Origin of the sequence: Pseudomonas anuradhapurensis (assembly GCF_014269225.2) — a bacterium.
GTDB classification, from domain to species: Bacteria; Pseudomonadota; Gammaproteobacteria; order Pseudomonadales; family Pseudomonadaceae; genus Aquipseudomonas; species Aquipseudomonas anuradhapurensis.
The window spans coordinates 1921018-1939169 of record NZ_CP077097.1; the positions used below are offsets into that span (position 1 = coordinate 1921018).

Genomic DNA, 18152 nt, shown 5'->3' on the forward strand with positions numbered 1-18152 from the left:
CATGGACGACTGATGGGCAGTCCGCAAACGCCTCAACCCCCCAACCTACTTCAGCGGAACGTAAACATCCGTCTCCCACTGCTCCACCGGTGTATCCGGGTACGCGCTCAAGTAATGAAAGAACAGCGGATGGTCACGCAGCTCTTCATTACTCGACGGCAACCAGTCCCGATACAGCGGATAGATCGTCTCACCGATGTAGTCCGGCGAGCCACGATGGCGAACCACCGCACAGCGCCCCGCCGGTAGGGTCAGCTCTTGCACACCAAAATCATTGGGCAACACGGCCCCGTCTATCTCCCCGCAAATCGCGAAGCGAAAATCCTGCGCCGGGGTGGTGTCCGGGTTGTCGTACGGAATGCCGAAGGTACGGCTGCTGGCCACCGGTGACTGGCCACTCTGCAGACGCCACTGCTGAAAACGCGCGACGCTGTCGCCGAGGCTGGCCGGCGCGCCGCGGTGTTCGAGCGCGGCTACACGGGTTTCGGCAAAGTCCACGATACGTATCTGCACGGTAATACTCCTGGATAACTGGGGAACAACGAATACCGCACTCCAGGTGTGCCAGTTAGGGGCCTTGGCGAATGCGCTCGGCGTCATGCCGAAGGCTCGCCGGAACGCCCTGGCAAAGGCCTCGGGACTTTCGAACCCGGCCGCCGACGCGGCTTCCAGTACCGACGTGGCAGGCGAGGCGGCCAACTGATGGGCCGCGCGCCGCAGCCGCATCAGTTGCACATACCGGGAAACCGGTACGCCCATGTACGCCGAAAACTGACGATGAAAGTGAAACGCCGAGAAATGGGCGATCCGGCTCAAGGCCGCTACCGACAAGTCACTTTCAAGATGGCTGTCGATATAGGCAAGCACGGCCTCGAACCGTTTTGCGTAAACAGGGCCGTGCTGTTGGTCAGTCAACGAAAGATGTCTCCGGAGGTGCGGTGGGCGCTAGCATCCGCCGTTTCTCCAGCATTGTGCCTAGCCGTGGTTGCTCTTTTCCAACACCTCGGGCATTCACAGCGCGCCGATGCGATCCAGCGCCTTCTGCAACCCGTCGCGATCCAGCGAGGCAAACGGTAAGCTGAAGAACGCTTCGCAGCGCTCTTGGATATGCGCCAGGGTAGCGCGGAAGGCGGCGTCGACCAGCGTTTCGTCACCCTGGACCTCGGACGGGTCTTCCAGCCCCCAATGGGCTTTCAGCGCAGCGCCGAAGTATACCGGGCAGGCTTCGCCGGCGGCCTTGTCGCAGACGGTGATGACGATGTCCGGCGGGTTGCCTGCGAAGGCATCGTTGCCCTTGCTGCTGAGGCCCTCGGTGGCTATGCCGGCGCGCTGCAGGGTGGTGAGGCTGCGTGGCAATACCTGCCCCCTGGGGAAACTGCCGGCACTGATCGCCTCGAACCCTGCAGGCGCCATATGGTTGAACAGGGCTTCGGAAAGGATGCTGCGGCAACTATTGGCGGTGCACATGAACAGAACTCGCATGGAAACTCCTCGCGTGGGGCGAAATATCAGAGGCTCAGGCGCAATGCCAGCGCCGACAGGGTGATCAGCAGCACCGGCAGGGTCAGCAAAATGCCGACCTTGAAGTAATACCCCCAGGTGATACGCACTCCCTTGCGTTCCAGCACATGCAACCACAGCAGCGTGGCGAGGCTGCCGATCGGGGTGATTTTCGGCCCGAGGTCACAGCCGATGACGTTGGCGTAGACCATCGCCTCACGCACCAGCCCCTCGGCGCCACTGCCCTGGATCGACAGGGCGCCGACCAGCACGCTGGGCATGTTGTTCATCACCGATGACAGCAGTGCCGACAGCAGGCCGGTGCCGATGGCCGCGCCCCATACGCCCTGCTCGGCAAAGCGCTCGAGCAAATGGCTGAGGAAGTCGGTCAGGCCAGCATTCTTCAGGCCGTAGACCACCAGGTACATGCCAAGGGAAAAGATCACCACCTGCCACGGCGCTTCGCGCAGCACGCGGCGGGTGGAGATCCGGTGGCCGCGGGCGGCGACCGCGAACAGCAACGCCGCGCACACGGCCGCGACCGCGCTGATCGGGATACCGAGCGGCTCCAGAGCGAACAGGCCGACCAGCAAGACCAGCAGCGTCCACCAGCCCACCACGAACGTCGCCTGGTCGCGAATCGCCGCGCGCGGCACCTGCAAGGCCTCGACGGCGTACTGCTTCGGCAGGTCGCGACGGAAGTACAGGAACAGCACCAGCAAGGTGGCGGCCACGCTTGCCAGGTTCACTGGCACCATCACCGAGGCGTACTCGGCGAACCCCAGCCCGAAATAATCGGCGGACACGATGTTCACCAGGTTGGACACCACCAGCGGCAGGCTGGCGGTGTCGGCGATGAACCCTGCCGCCATGACGAATGCCAGCGTGGCTGCCGGCGAGAAGCGCAAGGCCATCAGCATCGACATGACGATGGGGGTGAGGATCAGTGCCGCGCCATCGTTGGCGAACAGCGCCGATACCGCCGCGCCCAGCAATACGCAGAAGGCGAACAAGCGGTAGCCGCTGCCCCTGGCCCAGCGCGCCACATGCAGCGCCGCCCACTCGAAGAAACCGGCCTCGTCCAGCAGCAGGCTGATGATGATCACGGCGATGAAGGTGGCGGTGGCATTCCAGACGATGGCCCACACGGTCGGGATGTCGCCCAGCGACACCGCGCCGGCCGCCAGCGCGATCAGCGCGCCGAGCGCGGCGCTCCAGCCGACGCCAAGGCCCTTGGGTTGCCAGATGACCAGGATGAGGGTGAACAGAAAAACGCTGAGTGCGACTAGCATGGCAGGCTCGAAAAAAGTGGTTCAGCAGCAGGCGCTGGTGCGGACAGGGCGACCGTCCATGTTCTGCAGGCGCTCGGTGTTGGCTTGCAGCCATTGGGCATTGGCTTTCAGGGTCAGCTGCAGCAGCTCGATGGCCCAGTCGGGCAGGGCCGGGTTGAGGCGGTAATACACCCATTGGCCTTGGCGGCGGTCCAGCAGCAAGCCACTGCTGCGCAACTGCGCCAGGTGCCGGCTGATCTTCGGCTGGCTGTCGCCCAGGGCGCACATCAGCTCGCACACGCAGAGCTCGCCGAGGCTGGCGATCAGCAGGGAGGCACGTGCGCGGGTTTCGTCGGCCAGGCTTTTGAAGAGTTCTGGGGGACTGATCATGCTGGGGCTCGTTACATATGGATAGGCGAATATACGGATTTCCATATGTTATGAGCAAGTACCGCATAGCCAGCGAGCCAGACGGCTTGCCAGCACGACACCAGCGTCATGAAAGCGAGTGGGCTTGACTCGTGAAAATTTTACTGTATTTTTTCATGAAAAATAACACTAAAAATTTCACGGCAGTCCGAATCGATGAAGATGCACGAAGAGGTTGAAGCCCTCGCGATCCTTATTCACGACCTGCGCAAATTCAAGAACCTGACCCTGGGCGAACTGGCCGCGCGCATCAACCGCTCGGTGGGCTTCCTGTCCCAGGTCGAGCGTGGGGTTTCGCGCCCGAGCGTGGCCGACCTCACCGCCATCAGCGAAGCGCTCGGCGTCTCCACCGCGTACTTCTACAACCTGAGCAAGCCCCGTGGCATCAGCTGGGTCACGCGCCCTCACGAACGGCGCACGTTGTACCTGGAATCGGGCATCACCGATGTATTGGCTTCGCCGAGCATCACCGGTGCCTTTGCCATGCTCGACAGCCATCTCGAGCCAGGTGCCTGCAGTGGCGAGCCGTACCTGACCGACCGTTCCGAGCAGGGCTGTTTCGTGCTCGAAGGCGAACTCACGGTGTGGCTGGACGACGGCGACGCCGTGACCCTGCAGGCCAACGACTGCTTCCAGCTGCAACCCCACGCGCAATTCCGTTACGCCAACCTGACGGAAACCACCACCCGTGTGCTCTGGGTCTTCAACTGAATTCGTTCACCTCACAAGGACAAGAAGATGAGTGTCATCTTTCCGGATCTGCTGACAGAAGTGCGCGCGTTCCGCGCCAAGTACCCAGAAATACGTTATGTCGACCTGATTGCGCTGGATATCCCCGGGCACTTCTACGGCAAGCGCTACCCCATGGACATGCTGGAGAAGGTGGCCGCCGGCACGCCGTTGAAACTGCCGCAGAACTGCGTGTTGCTGGGCACCCAGGGTGGCCTGTACCCGATCGGTGACTACTGCTTCGCCGATGGCGACCCGGATGCCGTCCGGCGCCTGGTGCCGGGTACCCTGAAGCCGGTGCGTTGGGAGCAGCAAGTGATCGGCCAGATGCTGATCACCTCCGATGGCACCGCCCAGCCGATCGAATTCGAGCCCCGTGAGGTGCTGGCCCGCGTGCTGCAGCGCCTGGCCAGGCGTGGCATCCATCCGGTGGTCGCCTTCGAGCTGGAGTTCTACCTGTTCGACCGCCAGCTGGCCAACGGCCTGCCGCAGTACCCGCGCGACACGGCAAGCGGCGACCCGGACGACCAGCCGAACATGCACATCGAGCGGCTGTCGCGCTTTGCCTCGGTGCTGCACGAGATGGTCGACGTTGCCAACGAGCAAGGCGTGCCGGCGAACGTGATCACTGCCGAGCTGGGCCCGGGCCAGTTCGAGATCAACTTCTCCCACAGCGACGATGCCCTGAGCGCAGCCGACTGGTCGGCACTGTTCTGCCGCAGCACGCGTGGTGTGGCGATGAAACATGGCTATCGGGCCAGCTTCATGAGCAAGCCGTACCTGGACGCGCCGGGTAGCGGCATGCATGTGCACGTCAGCCTGTACGACGGCGCCGGCAACAACATCCTGGCGGGCGCCGAGCAGCGCAAGCTGCGCCACGCCGTGGCAGGCTGCCTGGAGCTGCTGCCGCACTGCATGCCGATCTTCGCCCCCAACCACAATGCCTACCGCCGCTACGGCGCGATGGTCAATGCGGCGAGCAAGGCCAGCTGGGGCTTCGAAGATCGCGATGCGTGCATTCGCATCCCCGAGTCCGACCCGCGCAACCTGCGCATCGAACACCGCCTTGCCGGTGCCGACGCCAACCCGTACCTGGTGCTGGCGGCCATTCTGACTGGCATGGAGCATGGCCTGGAGCGGGGCCTTGAGCCCATCGCCCCGCTGAACGACAACCGCCAGAGCGGCATCGATTTCCCCAAGGAGGCGTTCAGTGCCCTGGCCGCCATGCGCCACCACCCGGTGGTCAACCAAGGCCTGGGCAGTGAGTTCGTGATGGTCTATTGCGAAAACAAGTACCAGGAGCAACAGGACTTCATGCGCCACATCGATGCCCGCGAATACCGCTGGTTCCTGTAGCGACCTGGGCTCCCCCCGAGCCTTCTCTTTCTAGCGTTGCAATACAACGCGCAACATGGATTTGCCGGAGGAAGATATGCCACGTGTGCCCGTGATCGGCATTACTGCATGCACCCGCGTGATCGAGCAGCATGCCACCCAGACCATCAGCGAGAAGTACGCACGCGCGGCGGCCCAGGCGGCATGCGGGTTGCCGATCGTGATTCCCAGCCTCGCCGAGCTGATGGACAGCGCCGATATCCTCGACGTGGTGGATGGGCTGATTTTCACTGGTTCGCCGTCCAACATCGAACCGTTCCACTATCACGGCCCGGCCAGTGCTGCCGGCACTCACCATGATCCGCTGCGGGATGCCACCACCTTGCCGCTGATGCGTGCGGCCATTGCTGCTGGTGTGCCGGTGCTCGGCATCTGCCGCGGCTTCCAGGAAATGAACGTGGCGCTGGGCGGCAGCCTGCACCAGAACGTTCACGAGACCGGGCTGTTCATGGACCACCGCGAAGGCAAGGACGAGCCCATCGAGCAGCAGTATGGCCCGCGCCACGCGCTGCATATCGAACCCGGCGGCATGCTCGAGCGCATGGGGTTGCCGGCGCTTATCGAGGTCAACTCCATCCATGGCCAAGGCATCGATGTGCTGGCTCCCGGGCTGCGGGTGGAAGCGCTGGCACCCGATGGCCTGGTAGAGGCGGTTTCGGTGGGCAACAGCAAGGGGTTTGCCCTGGCCGTGCAATGGCACCCGGAGTTCCAGGTCATGGATAACCCGCACTACCTGACCATCTTCCAGACCTTCGGCAAGGCCTGCCGGCAACGTTCGGTACTGCGCCAGAAGCTGATGCTGTCCGCCTGAACACCACCGTTCGCAACTTACAAAAATACGGCGCGGCCCGGCTGCGCAAGCAGATGGAGTGAAAGCAATGACTGAACAGAATCCCCAAACCCTGGCCTGGCAGGCGATGAGCCGTGACCATCACCTGGCGCCGTTCAGCGATGTGAAGCAACTGGCCGAGAAGGGCCCGCGCATCATCACCTCGGCCAAGGGTGTGTACCTGTGGGACAGCGAAGGCAACCAGATACTCGATGCCATGGCCGGCCTGTGGTGCGTGGCGGTCGGCTATGGCCGTGATGAGCTGGCCGAAGTCGCCAGCCGGCAGATGAAGCAGTTGCCGTATTACAACCTGTTCTTCCAGACCGCGCACCCGCCAGCGCTGGAACTGGCCAAGGCGATCGCCGATGTCGCCCCAGCCGGTATGAACCACGTGTTCTTCACCGGCTCCGGCTCTGAAGGCAACGACACCGTGCTGCGCATGGTCCGCCATTACTGGGCGATCAGGGGCCAGAAGCAGAAGAAGGTAATCATCGGCCGCATCAATGGTTACCACGGCTCTACCGTGGCCGGCGCGGGCCTGGGTGGCATGAGCGGCATGCACCAGCAGGGTGGGCTGATCCCGGATATCGTGCATATCCCGCAGCCGTACTGGTATGGCGAAGGCGGCGACATGACCGAGGCCGAGTTTGGCGTGTGGGCGGCCGAGCAGCTGGAGAAGAAGATTCTCGAGGTTGGCGTCGACAACGTCGCTGCCTTCATCGCCGAACCGATCCAGGGCGCCGGTGGCGTGATCATTCCGCCGCAGACCTACTGGCCGAAGGTCAAGGAGATCCTGGCCCGGTACGACATCCTGTTCGTCGCCGACGAGGTGATCTGCGGTTTCGGCCGAACCGGTGAGTGGTTCGGCAGCGACTATTACGGCCTCAAGCCCGACCTGATGACCATCGCCAAGGGCCTCACCTCCGGCTACATCCCCATGGGCGGTGTGATCGTGCGTGATGAAGTGGCCAAGGTGATCAGCGAAGGCGGCGACTTCAACCACGGCTTCACCTATTCCGGCCACCCGGTGGCGGCCGCGGTAGCCCTGGAGAACCTGCGCATCCTGCGCGATGAGCAGATCATCGAGCAGGTGCGCAAGCAGACTGCGCCTTACCTGCAGCAGCGCTTGCGCGAGCTGGCCGACCACCCGCTGGTGGGCGAGGTGCGCGGCCTGGGCATGCTCGGTGCGATCGAGCTGGTGCAGGACAAGGCCACCCGCGCCCGTTATCAGGGCAAAGGGGTCGGCATGATCTGTCGCCAGCACTGTTTCGACAATGGCCTGATCATGCGCGCCGTCGGCGATACCATGATCATCGCGCCACCGCTGGTGATCAGCATCGCGGAAATCGACGAACTGGTGGAAAAGGCCCGCAAGTGCCTGGACCTGACGTACGAGGCTGTTCGTTAAGCGCCAGCCAGTGTCATCCGGGGCCGCAAGGCGGCCCCGATCTGCCCACGTGACACCTTGCTTTGTGCAATGAATCCTGTACTTTTCAGGGCATCAATTTCCCTGTTCGATAGTCGCGATTCAACATGAAAGTGCACGAAGAGATCGAAGGCCTGGCCGTACTGATTCGCGACCTGCGCAAGTTCAAGGGCCTGACCCTGGGCGAACTGGCCCAGCGCATCGGCCGTTCGGTGGGTTTTCTTTCCCAGGTCGAGCGCGGCGTCTCGCGGCCAACCGTGGCCGACCTCACGGCCATCAGCGAAGAACTTGGTGTCTCCACCGCCTATTTCTACAAGCTGGACAAGCCTCGCGAGCTCGACTGGGTCACCCGGCCACACGAGCGCCGTACGCTTCATCTGGCAGGCGGCATCACCGATGTGCTGGCATCGCCCACCATATCGGGGGCGTTCTCCATGCTCGACAGCCACCTGGAACCGGGCGCCAGCAGTGGCGAGGAGTACCTGGACGACAGCTCGGAACAGGGCTGCTTCGTGCTCGAAGGCGAACTGACCGTCTGGCTGGATGGCGGTGAGCCGGTAACGCTGCGCGCCAGTGACAGCTTTCAGCTGCAACCCCATGCCAGTTTTCGTTACGCCAACCTGACCGACAAGCCCACCCGGGTGCTCTGGGTGTTCAGCTGAGTCGATAGCACTCAAGGCCGGTAACAGTTATTAACGCGCCTGGTCATCAGGCGCAGGATCATGCGGCTGTCAGGAAGGCTGCCAGCACGCCAGGAAGGAACCCTCACATGCCATACCGACTTGTCATTTTCGATTTTGACGGCACGCTCGCTGATTCATTTCCATTCTTCGTTGCGGTGTTCGACCAGCTTGCCGACAAGCATGCCTTCAATCGCATTCACCCGGAAGAACTGGACGGGTTACGCAAGCTGGGGGCCCGGGAAATCATGTCGCATATCGGCATGCCGCGCTGGAAATTGCCGTTGGTAGCGCGAACCTTCATGGGCCTGATGAAGAAACATCGTGGCTCGATCGCGCTGTTCCAGGACATCGCCGATACGTTGCGCCATCTTGATGAGCAGGGGTTGATCCTGGCGGTGGTATCTTCCAATTCCAGGGACAATGTCACGCAAGTGCTGGGCCCCAGCTGTCGCCATATCCGCGCCTTCGAGTGCGGGGTTTCCATTTTCGGCAAGGCGTCGCGCTTGCGTCGGGTCATGCGCAAGTTCGGCGTGGCACCAGAGCAGGTCATCTATATCGGTGACCAACCTACCGATGGTGAAGCCGCCGCAACGGCCGGTATCGCCTTCGGCGCGGTTGCCTGGGGCTATGGAACCCATGAAGCATTCGGCACGCTTCACGACCATGAGTGGTTTGCCGAGGTAGGCGAATTACGCCGCCTGGCAGCAAGCCCTGTCTCTTCAGCAACTGGCTGTTTCACGCCACCTCAGGCACATGAAAAGGAAGTCTGAAAATGCAAACGGATGTACGTTGTACTTCGCTGGACGAAGTCCGTCAGCGTATCGATGAGATCGATCGCAGTCTCGTTACGCTTCTCGCCAAACGCGGGCAGCTTGTGACCCAAGCGGCCCGCTTCAAGAAAACCACCGACGATGTGCGCGCACCTGCGCGGGTCGAACAGGTCATCCGCAAGGTGCGTGACCTGGCTGACGAAACCGGTGCCTCGGCTGAAGTCGTGGAGCAGGTCTACCGGGCGATGATCTCGGCTTTCGTCGCTGAAGAGCTGGCCACCCATGCGCAGCTGGCCAAGCAGCCTTCAGCGTCATGAAGACAATGCGGGGCTCATCCGGAGCCTCGCGGTTTATCGCTGGCTCAAGGCCGCAATCGAAGCGCCGGAGGCGACGAAGGTGAGCCCTGCGCCCACGTTCAGACCATTCACCAGCCGCGGCCGTTGGTACAGATAGCGGGAAAGCACCGTGGCGAAAACGCCCATCAAGGCAAACCCCAAGGCTGTGAGTACTGCAAACCACACGCCGTAAACCACCATCTGCACGCTGACCGAGCCGCGTGCCGGGTCGACGAACTGCGGAATGAACGCCAACACGAACAAGCCTGGCTTCGGGTTCAGTGCTGCCGAAAGCAGGCCAGTCAGGAAGATGTTCGGCAGTGACTGTCGGGATGCCGGCTGGAAGCTGATCAGGCTGCGAGTACGCAAGACCTTGATGCCGAGCCAGAGCAGATAGCCGGCACCGATGAGTTTGATGACCCAGAATGCGACCACTGAGGTTTGCATCAGCACGGTCAACCCTAACGCAGCGGCTGCGACGTGGAACAGAATGCCTGCGCCTGACGCCAGGCCGGACACGGCCGCGGCGGTCTTGCCCTGGCTCAGGCCACGGCCGATGGCCAGCAGGTTGTCGGGGCCAGGCGCCAGAACCAGCAGCACACAGGCGGCGGTATAGGCAAACCAGACACTCATGGGAAACATGGCTCTCTCCTTAAGCCTCATGGAGTTGCCATCCTGACGGTGACCGATGCCGATGGCAAGGGCGCAACGAGCAACAGCATGACCGAGCCTTGGGGGGCACTGGCAGGCCAGGCGCCGAGCCGCAGCCAGGCCTGGGCATCCATGCAAAAAGTGGTAACGCAATGGCCGACGTGTCCCCTAATATGAAGCGCTTTCGCACGAAGCGAAATCGATCACTGGCAAAGGAATGCAGCACCATGAACAACACCAACCGCGCCCTGCTGGGCTCAGGGCTATTGATTCCAATCTGGCTCCTGCTTGGCGTATCACTGACCTCGCTTGGCTATCCGGGCTACAGCCACCTCGATCAGGCGATGAGCCAGTTAGGGGCGACAGGCGCCCCGACTCATGCGTATTCCGCGTGGGTGAACAATTTCCCTCTGGGGCTGCTGTTCGCGCTTTTCGCGTTGGGTGTGGCGCGCCGTTTCGCCGGTTCGCGCTTGGCCCTGTTCAGCGCTGCGTTGATATTGCTTCACGGCCTGGCCAGTTTCGCCACGGGCCTGTTCGCCTGTGACGAGGGCTGCGTACCGGCACAGCCTTCCATTTCCCAGCACATCCACAATGCGGCAGGCCTGGTCATGTTCCTGTCGTTGACGCTGGCGAGCGCGCTGTGGTGTTGGCTGGGCAAGCGATTGCTCTGCTCGTCGGTGTTCGCAGGCTTCTCTGCGCTTTGTCTGGTCCTGGCAATCGCCACTGTGGCGATGATGGGCAAAGCCATGGCAGACGGGCACGGGTTTGGCTTGTATCAGCGACTCAATTACGGCGTGTCCGTGGTCTGGGTCGCTGCGCTGGCATGGGCTGCGCTGCGTGGCAACCAGACACAGTCCGCAGCGCTGCTCCAGCGGTAGCTGTGAGCGCCTGCCGGCCCTGCATGGACAAGGCAGTGGGCTGACGCCGGGGCCGGGCGGTTTGGCACCCTGCCAGTATTGTCTGATCAGCGCACAGGGTTTAGCTTGCAGGGCTTATTTCAAGGAAGATTTGCCAATGAAACGGACCCTGCCGCTGTTATTCGCCTGCGCTCTTTTCCCCCTGCAAGCCTGGTCGGCACTGGAAGTCGGCCAGTTCACCCTGGGCATGCCCAAGCCCCAGACCATGGCCATCCTGCAACAGCAGTTCAGCGAGGTCGAGCAGGTGACGGGCTATCACTATCAGGTACCCACCGAGTTCGTTCAGGGGCGTAACCCGAAGGGTGATTTCAACCTTGGCGGTATTCCCATCACGCAGGTAAAGGCAACCTTCAACGAGACCGACCAGCTTCGTCAGGTGGAGCTGCGCCTGGCCAGCACCGACGAGGCGCAGGTGCAGCAACTGTTGCCGATGGCCCGGCAGGCCAAGCCGGTGCCCAACAGCGGCGGCCGGCTCGAGGCGTTTTCTGCCGACGGTGAACTGGTGTACTGGGTGTCCAAGGATCGGGGCTGGACGGTGGTGACCATCGCCGACCAGGCCAGCTCGGAACAGAACATCAAGGCGCGGGCCAAGAGCGATGAACGCTTCGCCCAGCCGAACCGCAAGTTCGACAAGCTGATCGAGACGGCCGAGGCGGCACAAGGGAAGCACTGATCACCAGGCAGGTCGTGTAGGAGCGGCCTTGTGTCGCGAACGGGGCGCGAAGCGGCCCCAGCACTATTTGTCCTGATGCAATTGTCCCGGGGCAGCGCCGCAGCCCGATCGCGACACCAGGCCGCGCCGACAAGACCGCCAGTGCAGCCCTGACAGCAGTGCGAACCCCGCGTCGGTTTCAGGATGCGCCTGGTCGTTCGCACGCAACCCTCCGGCGCCACAAGTGCCATGCTTGCAGGATGCCTCGGACCAGTACGCGCAGACGTGCGGCCGCAGGCAAGGAGGCCGCTGGTACCACGCAACCGTGACGTGGCCAGCGTGCCGCAGCAGAACACGCCGGATACCTGCCCATACAAACCTTCAGGCGGGTCCGTGATGCCGAGGTCCGCTGTATGCCTGAAGATTTGCTCCACCTGCCCGCGATCCACGACATCCTGGCCCGCGACAAGGATACCCCCGGCGCCCTGTTGCCGATCCTGCACGCCATCCAGCACGCCATCGGCTACGTCCCCGATGCCGCTGTCCCCGAAATTGCTCATGCCCTGAACCTCAGCCTGGCCGAGGTCCGCGGGGTGATCAGCTTCTACCACGATTTCCGTACCACGCCGCCGGCACGCCATACCCTGCGCCTGTGTCGCGCCGAGTCGTGCCAGAGCCGTGGCGCCGAGGCGCTGGCCGCGCAGCTGCGCGAGCAGCTGGCGCTGGACGACCATGGCACCAGCGCCGACGGCGCCATCAGCCTGCGCCCGGTCTATTGCCTGGGCGCCTGCGCCTGCTCGCCGGCGCTGGAGCTGGATGGCCAGGTACATGCGCGCCTCACCCCTGAACGCCTGCGGGCGTTGGTCGACGCCTGCCGGGAGGACGCCGCATGCTGAAGCTCTATATCCCCTGCGATTCGGTAGCCCGTGCGGTGGGTGCCGACCAGGTCGTCGATGCCTTGCAGCGCGAGGCCGAACGCCGCCAATTGGCCTTGGATATCCAGCGCACCAGCTCACGCGGGCTCTACTGGCTGGAGCCGCTGCTGGAGTGCGACAGCGCGCAAGGGCGCCTGGGTTTCGGCCCGCTCACCCCTGAAGACGTGCCGGCCTTGCTCGATGCCCTGGCTGCCGAACCCGCAGGCCACGCGCTGGCGCTGGGGCCGGTCGAACAAATCCCTTATCTCCAGACCCAGCAGCGCCTGCTGTTCGCCCGTGCCGGCATCACCCGGCCCTTGTCGCTGGACGATTACCGTGCCCATGGCGGTTTCGCCGGCCTTGAAGCGGCTGTGGCGCTGGGCGGTGCCGATGTGGTCGCCGCCGTGCTCGATTCCGGCTTGCGTGGCCGCGGTGGCGCGGCCTTCCCGGCGGGCATCAAGTGGCGCACCGTGCGTGACGCCGGGGCAGGGCAGAAGTACGTGGTGTGCAATGCCGACGAAGGCGACTCGGGGACCTTCGCCGACCGCATGCTGATGGAAGGCGACCCGTTCCTGCTGATCGAAGGGATGATCATCGCCGGCCTCGCCGTGGGCGCCGACAAGGGCTACATCTACGTGCGCTCGGAATACCCCGACGCGATCCGCGTGCTCGACCAGGCCTTCGCCATCGCCCGGGATGCCGGCTACCTCGGCAGCGACGTGGCCGGCAGCGGCCAGGCTTTCGACCTGGAAGTGCGGGTCGGCGCCGGTGCCTATATCTGCGGTGAAGAAACCGCACTGCTCGAGTCTATCGAAGGCAAGCGCGGCATCGTCCGGGCCAAGCCACCGCTGCCCGCGCTGCAAGGCCTGTTCGGCCTGCCGACGCTGGTGCACAACGTACTGACCCTGGCCTCGGTGCCGGTCATCCTGGCCAAGGGCGCGGGGTTCTACCGTGATTTCGGCATGGGCCGCTCCTTGGGCACCATGCCGTTCCAGCTGGCCGGCAACATCCGCCACGGCGGCCTGGTCGAGCGCGCCTTCGGCCTGACCCTGCGCGAGCTGGTGGAAGGCTACGGCGGCGGCACGGCCAGTGGGCGGCCGCTGAAGGCGGCCCAAGTGGGTGGGCCGCTCGGCGCCTGGGTGCCGCCCAGCCATTTCGATACGCCGCTGGACTATGAAGCCTTCGCGGCCATGGGCGCGATGCTCGGCCATGGTGGTGTGGTCGTGGCCGACGACACCCTGAACATGGCCAGCATGGCGCGCTTTGCCCTGCAATTCTGCGCCGAGGAATCCTGCGGCAAATGCACCCCGTGCCGCATCGGCTCGACCCGCGGCATGGAAGTGGTCGACCGGCTGATCGCCACCAGCGACCTGACCGAGCGCCATGACCAGGCCCTGTTGCTGCGCGACCTGTGCGACACCATGCAGTACGGCTCGCTGTGCGCCATGGGCGGCATGACCGCCTACCCGGTGGCCAGCGCCCTGAAGTACTTCCCCGCCGATTTCGGGCTGACCCACACGGAGGCCGCGCAGTGATCAATTTCTTCGACCCCGCTTCTGATAAAAGCAGCGACCTCGGCACCCCAGCGCGTGACAGCGAGGTGCAGGTCAGCCTGAGTATCGATGGCCGCTCCGTCACCGTGCCCGCCGGCACCTCGGTGATGCGTGCCGCCGCCATGCTTGGCACCAGCATCCCCAGACTGTGCGCCACCGACAGCCTCGAAGCCTTTGGTTCGTGCCGCATGTGCATGGTGGAAATCGAAGGCATGCGCGGCTACCCGGCGTCCTGCACCACGCCGGTCAGCGAAGGCATGGTGGTGCGCACCGAAACCCCGCGCCTGGCCGGTTTGCGCCGCAACGTCATGGAACTGTACATCTCCGACCACCCGCTGGACTGCCTGACCTGTTCCGCCAACGGCAACTGCGAGCTGCAGACCGTGGCCGGCCAGGTCGGCCTGCGCGAGGTGCGCTATGGCTACGACGGGGCCAACCACTTGGCCGAGAAGAAAGACGTATCCAACCCGTATTTCGACTACGAGCCGAGCAAGTGCATCGTCTGCAGCCGCTGCGTGCGCGCCTGCGAGGACATCCAGGGTACCTTCGCCCTGACCATCACCGGCCGCGGCTTCGAATCGCGGGTAGCGGCGGCGGGAGGGGACAACTTCCTCGCCTCCGAATGCGTCTCGTGCGGTGCCTGTGTGCAGGCCTGCCCGACCGCGACCCTGACCGAAAAGAGCCTGGTGCAGCTGGGCCAGCCCGAGCGCGCAGTCATCACCACCTGCGCCTACTGTGGCGTTGGCTGCTCGTTCCGCGCCGAAATGAAAGGTGACCAGCTGGTGCGCATGGTCCCGGACAAGAACGGCGGCGCCAACCACGGCCATGCCTGCGTCAAGGGCCGTTTCGCCTGGGGCTACGCCACCCACCCGGACCGCATCACCAAGCCGATGATCCGCAAGCGCCTGGAAGACCCTTGGCAGGAAGTCAGCTGGGACGAGGCGGTCAACTATGCAGCCAGCGAGTTCCGCCGCATCCAGCTCAAGTACGGGCGCGACTCGATTGGCGGCATCACCTCCAGCCGTTGCACCAACGAAGAAGCCTACCTGGTACAGAAACTGGTGCGCACCGCGTTCGGCAACAACAACGTCGACACCTGCGCGCGGGTGTGCCATTCGCCCACCGGCTATGGCCTCAAGCAAACCCTGGGTGAGTCTGCCGGTACGCAAAGCTTCGATTCGGTGATGCAGGCCGACGTGGTGCTGGTGATCGGTGCCAACCCCACCGACGCGCACCCGGTGTTCGGTTCGCAGCTCAAGCGGCGCCTGCGCCAGGGCGCACGGCTGATCGTCATCGACCCACGCCGCATCGACCTGGTCGATTCGCCGCATGCCCGCGCCGAGCTGCACCTGCAACTGCGCCCGGGCACCAACGTGGCCATGCTCAATGCCCTGGCCCACGTGATCGTCACTGAAGGCCTGCTGGCTCAGGACTTCATCGACGCGCGCTGCGAGACTGCGGAATTCAACCGCTGGCGCGACTTTGTCAGCCTGGCGGACAACGCCCCCGAAGTGCTCGGCCCGGTCTGTGGCGTGCCGGCCGACCAGATCCGCGCTGCCGCCCGGCTCTACGCCACCGGCGGCAACGCAGCCATCTACTACGGCCTGGGCGTGACCGAGCACAGCCAGGGCAGTACCGCAGTGATGGGCATCGCCAACCTGGCCATGGCCACCGGCAACATCGGCCGTGAAGGGGTAGGGGTGAACCCGCTGCGCGGGCAGAACAACGTGCAGGGGTCCTGCGACATGGGCTCGTTCCCCCACGAACTGCCCGGTTACCGGCACATTTCCAACGAGGGCGTACGCGCCGAGTTCGAGCGTGCCTGGGGTGTGACCCTGCAGCCTGACCCGGGCCTGCGTATTCCCAACATGTTCGAGGCGGCGCTGGACGGCAGTTTCAAGGCGCTGTACTGCCAGGGCGAGGACATTGCCCAGAGCGACCCCAACACCCAGCACGTCACTGCGGCCTTGCTGGCCATGGAGTGCGTGGTGGTGCAGGACATCTTCCTCAACGAAACCGCCAAGTTTGCCCATGTGTTCCTGCCGGGCAGCTCGTTCCTGGAAAAGGACGGCACCTTTACCAACGCCGAGCGGCGCATTTCACGGGTGCGCAAGGTCATGGAGCCGCTGGCCGGCAAGGCCGACTGGGAGGCGACCATTGCCCTGGCCAACGCCCTGGGCTACCCGATGAACTACCGTCACCCGTCCGAGATCATGGACGAGATCGCCCGCCTGACGCCGACCTTCCACCGCGTCAGCTATGCCGAGATCGACCGCCACGGCAGCCTGCAGTGGCCGTGCAACGACGCCGCGCCTGACGGCACGCCGACCATGCACATCGACCAGTTCGTGCGCGGCAAGGGCCGCTTCATGCTCACCGGCTACGTCGCCACCGACGAGAAGGTCAACAACCGCTATCCGTTGTTGCTGACCACCGGGCGTATCCTCAGCCAGTACAACGTCGGCGCCCAGACCCGACGCACCGCCAACGTCGCCTGGCATGACGCCGACCGCCTGGAAATCCACCCGACCGACGCCGAAAGCCGGGGTATCCACGACGGTGACTGGGTCGGTATCGGCAGCCGTGCCGGGCAGACCGTGCTGCGTGCCAAAGTCAGCACGCGAGTGGCGCCGGGCGTGGTGTACACCACGTTCCACTTCCCCGAGTCTGGGGCCAACGTGATCACCACCGACAACTCCGACTGGGCCACCAACTGCCCCGAGTACAAGGTGACGGCAGTGGAGGTGGTGAAAGTGTTCCAGCCTTCGCAGTGGCAGAAGCGTTACCAGGACTTCAGTGAGGAACAGCAGCGGTTGCTGCAGGAGCGCCGTAGCGCAGAGAAGGCCGAGGTGCGCCGATGAGTGCCGACAACCTGGTCAAGATGGCTAACCAGATTGCCCACTACTTCGACAGCGAGCCGGACCACACGCTGGCGGTGCAAGGGATCCGCAACCACCTGCAAAGCTTCTGGACGCCGGCGATGCGCCGGCAATTGACGGAATGGAGTGAGGCCCACCCGGGGGAGGGGCTTGACCCGAAGGTGCGGGAGGCGTTGAGCTAGCCACCGGGGCTGCTCTGCAGCCCGTCGCCGGCAAGCCAGCTCCCACAGGTGCTGCGAATGACGCGAGGTCAGCGCAGTCGCTGTGGGAGCTGGCTTGCCGGCGATAGGGCCCCGACAGGCCGGATTCAACCGCGGGCCAGTTCCGCCAGGTGGGCAATGGCCTCTTCGCTCTTGAGCACCAGTACATCCCCCACCAGCGCATCCAGCACCACCTCCGAGGTATTGCCGATCAGCGCCCCGGAAATCCCCGTGCGGCACACCGTACCGATCACCGTCACCACCGCATCGAGCTTCTGCTCGGTGTGCGGGATCAGCACATCGGCCGGCCCTTCGGCCACGTGCAGGCGCTCCTCGCTGATGTCGTACTCGGCCTGGAACGCCTTGCACGCCTCGCGATAACGCTTTTCGATGGTCTCGCTCAACTGGTACACCGGGTCCGATGCCGACAGCATCGGCGATGGATGGGCGCTGATCACATGCAGCTCGCCCTTGGCCAGCTCGGCAATCCCGAAGCCATGGTCGATGATGCTTGCATGCAGGCGCCGGTGGTCTTCATCCTGGTTGCCCACGTCGACGGCGGCGAGGATCTTGCCGCCGGTCCACGGCCGTTCGCTCTTGACCATCAGCACGGCGCTCGGGCACTGGCGCAGCAGCTTCCAGTCGCTGGGGGTGAGCAGGGCCTTTTTCAGCGGGTTGTCCGGGCGGTGTTCCTTGATCACCAGCTCACAGCCTTCGGCCTGCTGCACATCGATGATCGACTCGTGCAAGGTGTCATGCCAAGCCTGCTCATGGGTGACCTTGTCGTAGCCGTCATCGTGCAGCTGGCTGCTCAGCAGGCTCAGCAGTGCGCTGTGGTCATGCTTCTTGTCGCACATCAGCAGGTGCAGGCGCGCGCCAGTGAGGCTGGCAATCAGCTTGGCCCGGGTCAGGGCCCGGCTGTGGGCATGCGCGGGGTCGAGGACGACGAGGATGCTGCGGACGGCTTGCATGGGCGTTAGCTCCGTTCAAAGGTGGCGACCAATGCCTGACTATAGTCG

At 64.0% G+C, this 18152-nt stretch carries 19 protein-coding genes; 13 read left to right on the forward strand and 6 right to left on the reverse strand.

The window, feature by feature from the left end:
* Positions 1 to 45 precede the first annotated feature (45 nt).
* From HU763_RS08895 to HU763_RS08910, 4 genes are all read right to left on the reverse strand, one after another.
* Positions 46 to 915, reverse strand: coding sequence for an AraC family transcriptional regulator (locus HU763_RS08895; RefSeq protein ID WP_186690090.1), 870 nt, complete (start codon positions 913 to 915; stop codon positions 46 to 48).
* A gap of 96 nt (positions 916 to 1011) precedes the next feature.
* Positions 1012 to 1482, reverse strand: coding sequence for an arsenate reductase ArsC (locus tag HU763_RS08900; RefSeq protein ID WP_186690088.1), 471 nt, complete (start codon positions 1480 to 1482; stop codon positions 1012 to 1014).
* A gap of 26 nt (positions 1483 to 1508) precedes the next feature.
* Positions 1509 to 2792, reverse strand: a complete 1284-nt coding sequence (locus HU763_RS08905) for an arsenic transporter (RefSeq protein ID WP_186690086.1) — start codon at positions 2790 to 2792, stop codon at positions 1509 to 1511.
* 21 nt (positions 2793 to 2813) lie between these two features.
* The gene (locus tag HU763_RS08910; protein WP_186690084.1) at positions 2814 to 3161 is read right to left on the reverse strand and encodes a metalloregulator ArsR/SmtB family transcription factor; all 348 of its coding nucleotides are present in this window, start codon (positions 3159 to 3161) and stop codon (positions 2814 to 2816) included.
* Between the two features lie 195 nt (positions 3162 to 3356).
* Between HU763_RS08910 and HU763_RS08915 the strand changes: the two genes are divergently transcribed.
* The 7 genes from HU763_RS08915 to HU763_RS08945 all read left to right on the forward strand — a co-directional run bounded on the left by HU763_RS08915 (position 3357) and on the right by HU763_RS08945 (position 9349).
* Positions 3357 to 3911 carry a helix-turn-helix domain-containing protein gene (locus HU763_RS08915; protein ID WP_170029124.1) on the forward strand — a complete coding sequence of 185 codons (555 nt, stop codon included), beginning with the start codon at positions 3357 to 3359 and terminating at the stop codon, positions 3909 to 3911.
* A gap of 27 nt (positions 3912 to 3938) precedes the next feature.
* Positions 3939 to 5285, forward strand: coding sequence for a glutamine synthetase family protein (locus HU763_RS08920; protein WP_170029125.1), 1347 nt, complete (start codon positions 3939 to 3941; stop codon positions 5283 to 5285).
* A gap of 76 nt (positions 5286 to 5361) precedes the next feature.
* Positions 5362 to 6135 carry a gamma-glutamyl-gamma-aminobutyrate hydrolase family protein gene (locus HU763_RS08925; RefSeq protein ID WP_186690082.1) on the forward strand — a complete coding sequence of 258 codons (774 nt, stop codon included), beginning with the start codon at positions 5362 to 5364 and terminating at the stop codon, positions 6133 to 6135.
* A 67-nt stretch (positions 6136 to 6202) separates the two neighbouring features.
* On the forward strand, positions 6203 to 7561 hold the full coding sequence (locus HU763_RS08930; RefSeq protein ID WP_186690081.1) for an aspartate aminotransferase family protein: 1359 nt from the start codon (positions 6203 to 6205) through the stop codon (positions 7559 to 7561).
* A 125-nt stretch (positions 7562 to 7686) separates the two neighbouring features.
* A complete protein-coding gene (locus HU763_RS08935) occupies positions 7687 to 8241 on the forward strand; it encodes a helix-turn-helix domain-containing protein (protein ID WP_170029128.1) in 555 nt (184 codons plus the stop codon).
* 107 nt (positions 8242 to 8348) lie between these two features.
* Positions 8349 to 9032 carry an HAD hydrolase-like protein gene (locus HU763_RS08940; protein ID WP_186690079.1) on the forward strand — a complete coding sequence of 228 codons (684 nt, stop codon included), beginning with the start codon at positions 8349 to 8351 and terminating at the stop codon, positions 9030 to 9032.
* Positions 9033 to 9034: 2 nt separating this feature from the next.
* On the forward strand, positions 9035 to 9349 hold the full coding sequence (locus HU763_RS08945) for a chorismate mutase (protein ID WP_186690077.1): 315 nt from the start codon (positions 9035 to 9037) through the stop codon (positions 9347 to 9349).
* 33 nt (positions 9350 to 9382) lie between these two features.
* On the opposite strand, the gene HU763_RS08950 is transcribed toward HU763_RS08945, so the two are convergent.
* Complete coding sequence (locus HU763_RS08950) at positions 9383 to 10009, reverse strand: LysE family translocator (protein WP_186690075.1); 627 nt, start codon at positions 10007 to 10009, stop codon at positions 9383 to 9385.
* Between the two features lie 236 nt (positions 10010 to 10245).
* Between HU763_RS08950 and HU763_RS08955 the strand changes: the two genes are divergently transcribed.
* From HU763_RS08955 to HU763_RS08980, 6 genes are all read left to right on the forward strand, one after another.
* On the forward strand, positions 10246 to 10896 hold the full coding sequence (locus HU763_RS08955; RefSeq protein WP_186690073.1) for a DUF998 domain-containing protein: 651 nt from the start codon (positions 10246 to 10248) through the stop codon (positions 10894 to 10896).
* A gap of 136 nt (positions 10897 to 11032) precedes the next feature.
* Positions 11033 to 11608 carry a hypothetical protein gene (locus HU763_RS08960; protein ID WP_186690071.1) on the forward strand — a complete coding sequence of 192 codons (576 nt, stop codon included), beginning with the start codon at positions 11033 to 11035 and terminating at the stop codon, positions 11606 to 11608.
* Between the two features lie 392 nt (positions 11609 to 12000).
* Positions 12001 to 12483, forward strand: a complete 483-nt coding sequence (locus HU763_RS08965) for a formate dehydrogenase subunit gamma (RefSeq protein WP_186690069.1) — start codon at positions 12001 to 12003, stop codon at positions 12481 to 12483.
* Positions 12477 to 14036, forward strand: coding sequence for a formate dehydrogenase beta subunit (locus HU763_RS08970; protein ID WP_186690067.1), 1560 nt, complete (start codon positions 12477 to 12479; stop codon positions 14034 to 14036). Before HU763_RS08965 ends, HU763_RS08970 begins: the two co-directional genes overlap by 7 nt.
* Positions 14033 to 16915, forward strand: a complete 2883-nt coding sequence (gene fdhF, locus HU763_RS08975; protein ID WP_186690065.1) for a formate dehydrogenase subunit alpha — start codon at positions 14033 to 14035, stop codon at positions 16913 to 16915. Before HU763_RS08970 ends, fdhF begins: the two co-directional genes overlap by 4 nt.
* The gene (locus HU763_RS08980; RefSeq protein ID WP_186690063.1) at positions 16912 to 17115 is read left to right on the forward strand and encodes a formate dehydrogenase subunit delta; all 204 of its coding nucleotides are present in this window, start codon (positions 16912 to 16914) and stop codon (positions 17113 to 17115) included. Before fdhF ends, HU763_RS08980 begins: the two co-directional genes overlap by 4 nt.
* 125 nt (positions 17116 to 17240) lie before the next feature.
* On the opposite strand, the gene HU763_RS08985 is transcribed toward HU763_RS08980, so the two are convergent.
* Positions 17241 to 18104, reverse strand: coding sequence for a universal stress protein (locus tag HU763_RS08985; protein WP_186690062.1), 864 nt, complete (start codon positions 18102 to 18104; stop codon positions 17241 to 17243).
* Between the last annotated feature and the right edge of the window lie 48 nt (positions 18105 to 18152).

What these genes read in the sequence shown, in the direction of transcription:
- HU763_RS08900 (WP_186690088.1), bottom strand. Translation starts at nt 1,482, where the DNA reads ATGCGAGTTCTGTTCATGTGCACCGCCAATAGTTGCCGCAGCATCCTT.
- HU763_RS08905 (WP_186690086.1), bottom strand. Translation starts at nt 2,792, where the DNA reads ATGCTAGTCGCACTCAGCGTTTTTCTGTTCACCCTCATCCTGGTCATC.
- HU763_RS08910 (WP_186690084.1), bottom strand. Translation starts at nt 3,161, where the DNA reads ATGATCAGTCCCCCAGAACTCTTCAAAAGCCTGGCCGACGAAACCCGC.
- HU763_RS08915 (WP_170029124.1), top strand. Translation starts at nt 3,357, where the DNA reads ATGAAGATGCACGAAGAGGTTGAAGCCCTCGCGATCCTTATTCACGAC.
- HU763_RS08920 (WP_170029125.1), top strand. Translation starts at nt 3,939, where the DNA reads ATGAGTGTCATCTTTCCGGATCTGCTGACAGAAGTGCGCGCGTTCCGC.
- HU763_RS08925 (WP_186690082.1), top strand. Translation starts at nt 5,362, where the DNA reads ATGCCACGTGTGCCCGTGATCGGCATTACTGCATGCACCCGCGTGATC.
- HU763_RS08930 (WP_186690081.1), top strand. Translation starts at nt 6,203, where the DNA reads ATGACTGAACAGAATCCCCAAACCCTGGCCTGGCAGGCGATGAGCCGT.
- HU763_RS08935 (WP_170029128.1), top strand. Translation starts at nt 7,687, where the DNA reads ATGAAAGTGCACGAAGAGATCGAAGGCCTGGCCGTACTGATTCGCGAC.
- HU763_RS08940 (WP_186690079.1), top strand. Translation starts at nt 8,349, where the DNA reads ATGCCATACCGACTTGTCATTTTCGATTTTGACGGCACGCTCGCTGAT.
- HU763_RS08945 (WP_186690077.1), top strand. Translation starts at nt 9,035, where the DNA reads ATGCAAACGGATGTACGTTGTACTTCGCTGGACGAAGTCCGTCAGCGT.
- HU763_RS08950 (WP_186690075.1), bottom strand. Translation starts at nt 10,009, where the DNA reads ATGTTTCCCATGAGTGTCTGGTTTGCCTATACCGCCGCCTGTGTGCTG.
- HU763_RS08955 (WP_186690073.1), top strand. Translation starts at nt 10,246, where the DNA reads ATGAACAACACCAACCGCGCCCTGCTGGGCTCAGGGCTATTGATTCCA.
- HU763_RS08960 (WP_186690071.1), top strand. Translation starts at nt 11,033, where the DNA reads ATGAAACGGACCCTGCCGCTGTTATTCGCCTGCGCTCTTTTCCCCCTG.
- HU763_RS08965 (WP_186690069.1), top strand. Translation starts at nt 12,001, where the DNA reads ATGCCTGAAGATTTGCTCCACCTGCCCGCGATCCACGACATCCTGGCC.
- HU763_RS08970 (WP_186690067.1), top strand. Translation starts at nt 12,477, where the DNA reads ATGCTGAAGCTCTATATCCCCTGCGATTCGGTAGCCCGTGCGGTGGGT.
- HU763_RS08980 (WP_186690063.1), top strand. Translation starts at nt 16,912, where the DNA reads ATGAGTGCCGACAACCTGGTCAAGATGGCTAACCAGATTGCCCACTAC.
- HU763_RS08985 (WP_186690062.1), bottom strand. Translation starts at nt 18,104, where the DNA reads ATGCAAGCCGTCCGCAGCATCCTCGTCGTCCTCGACCCCGCGCATGCC.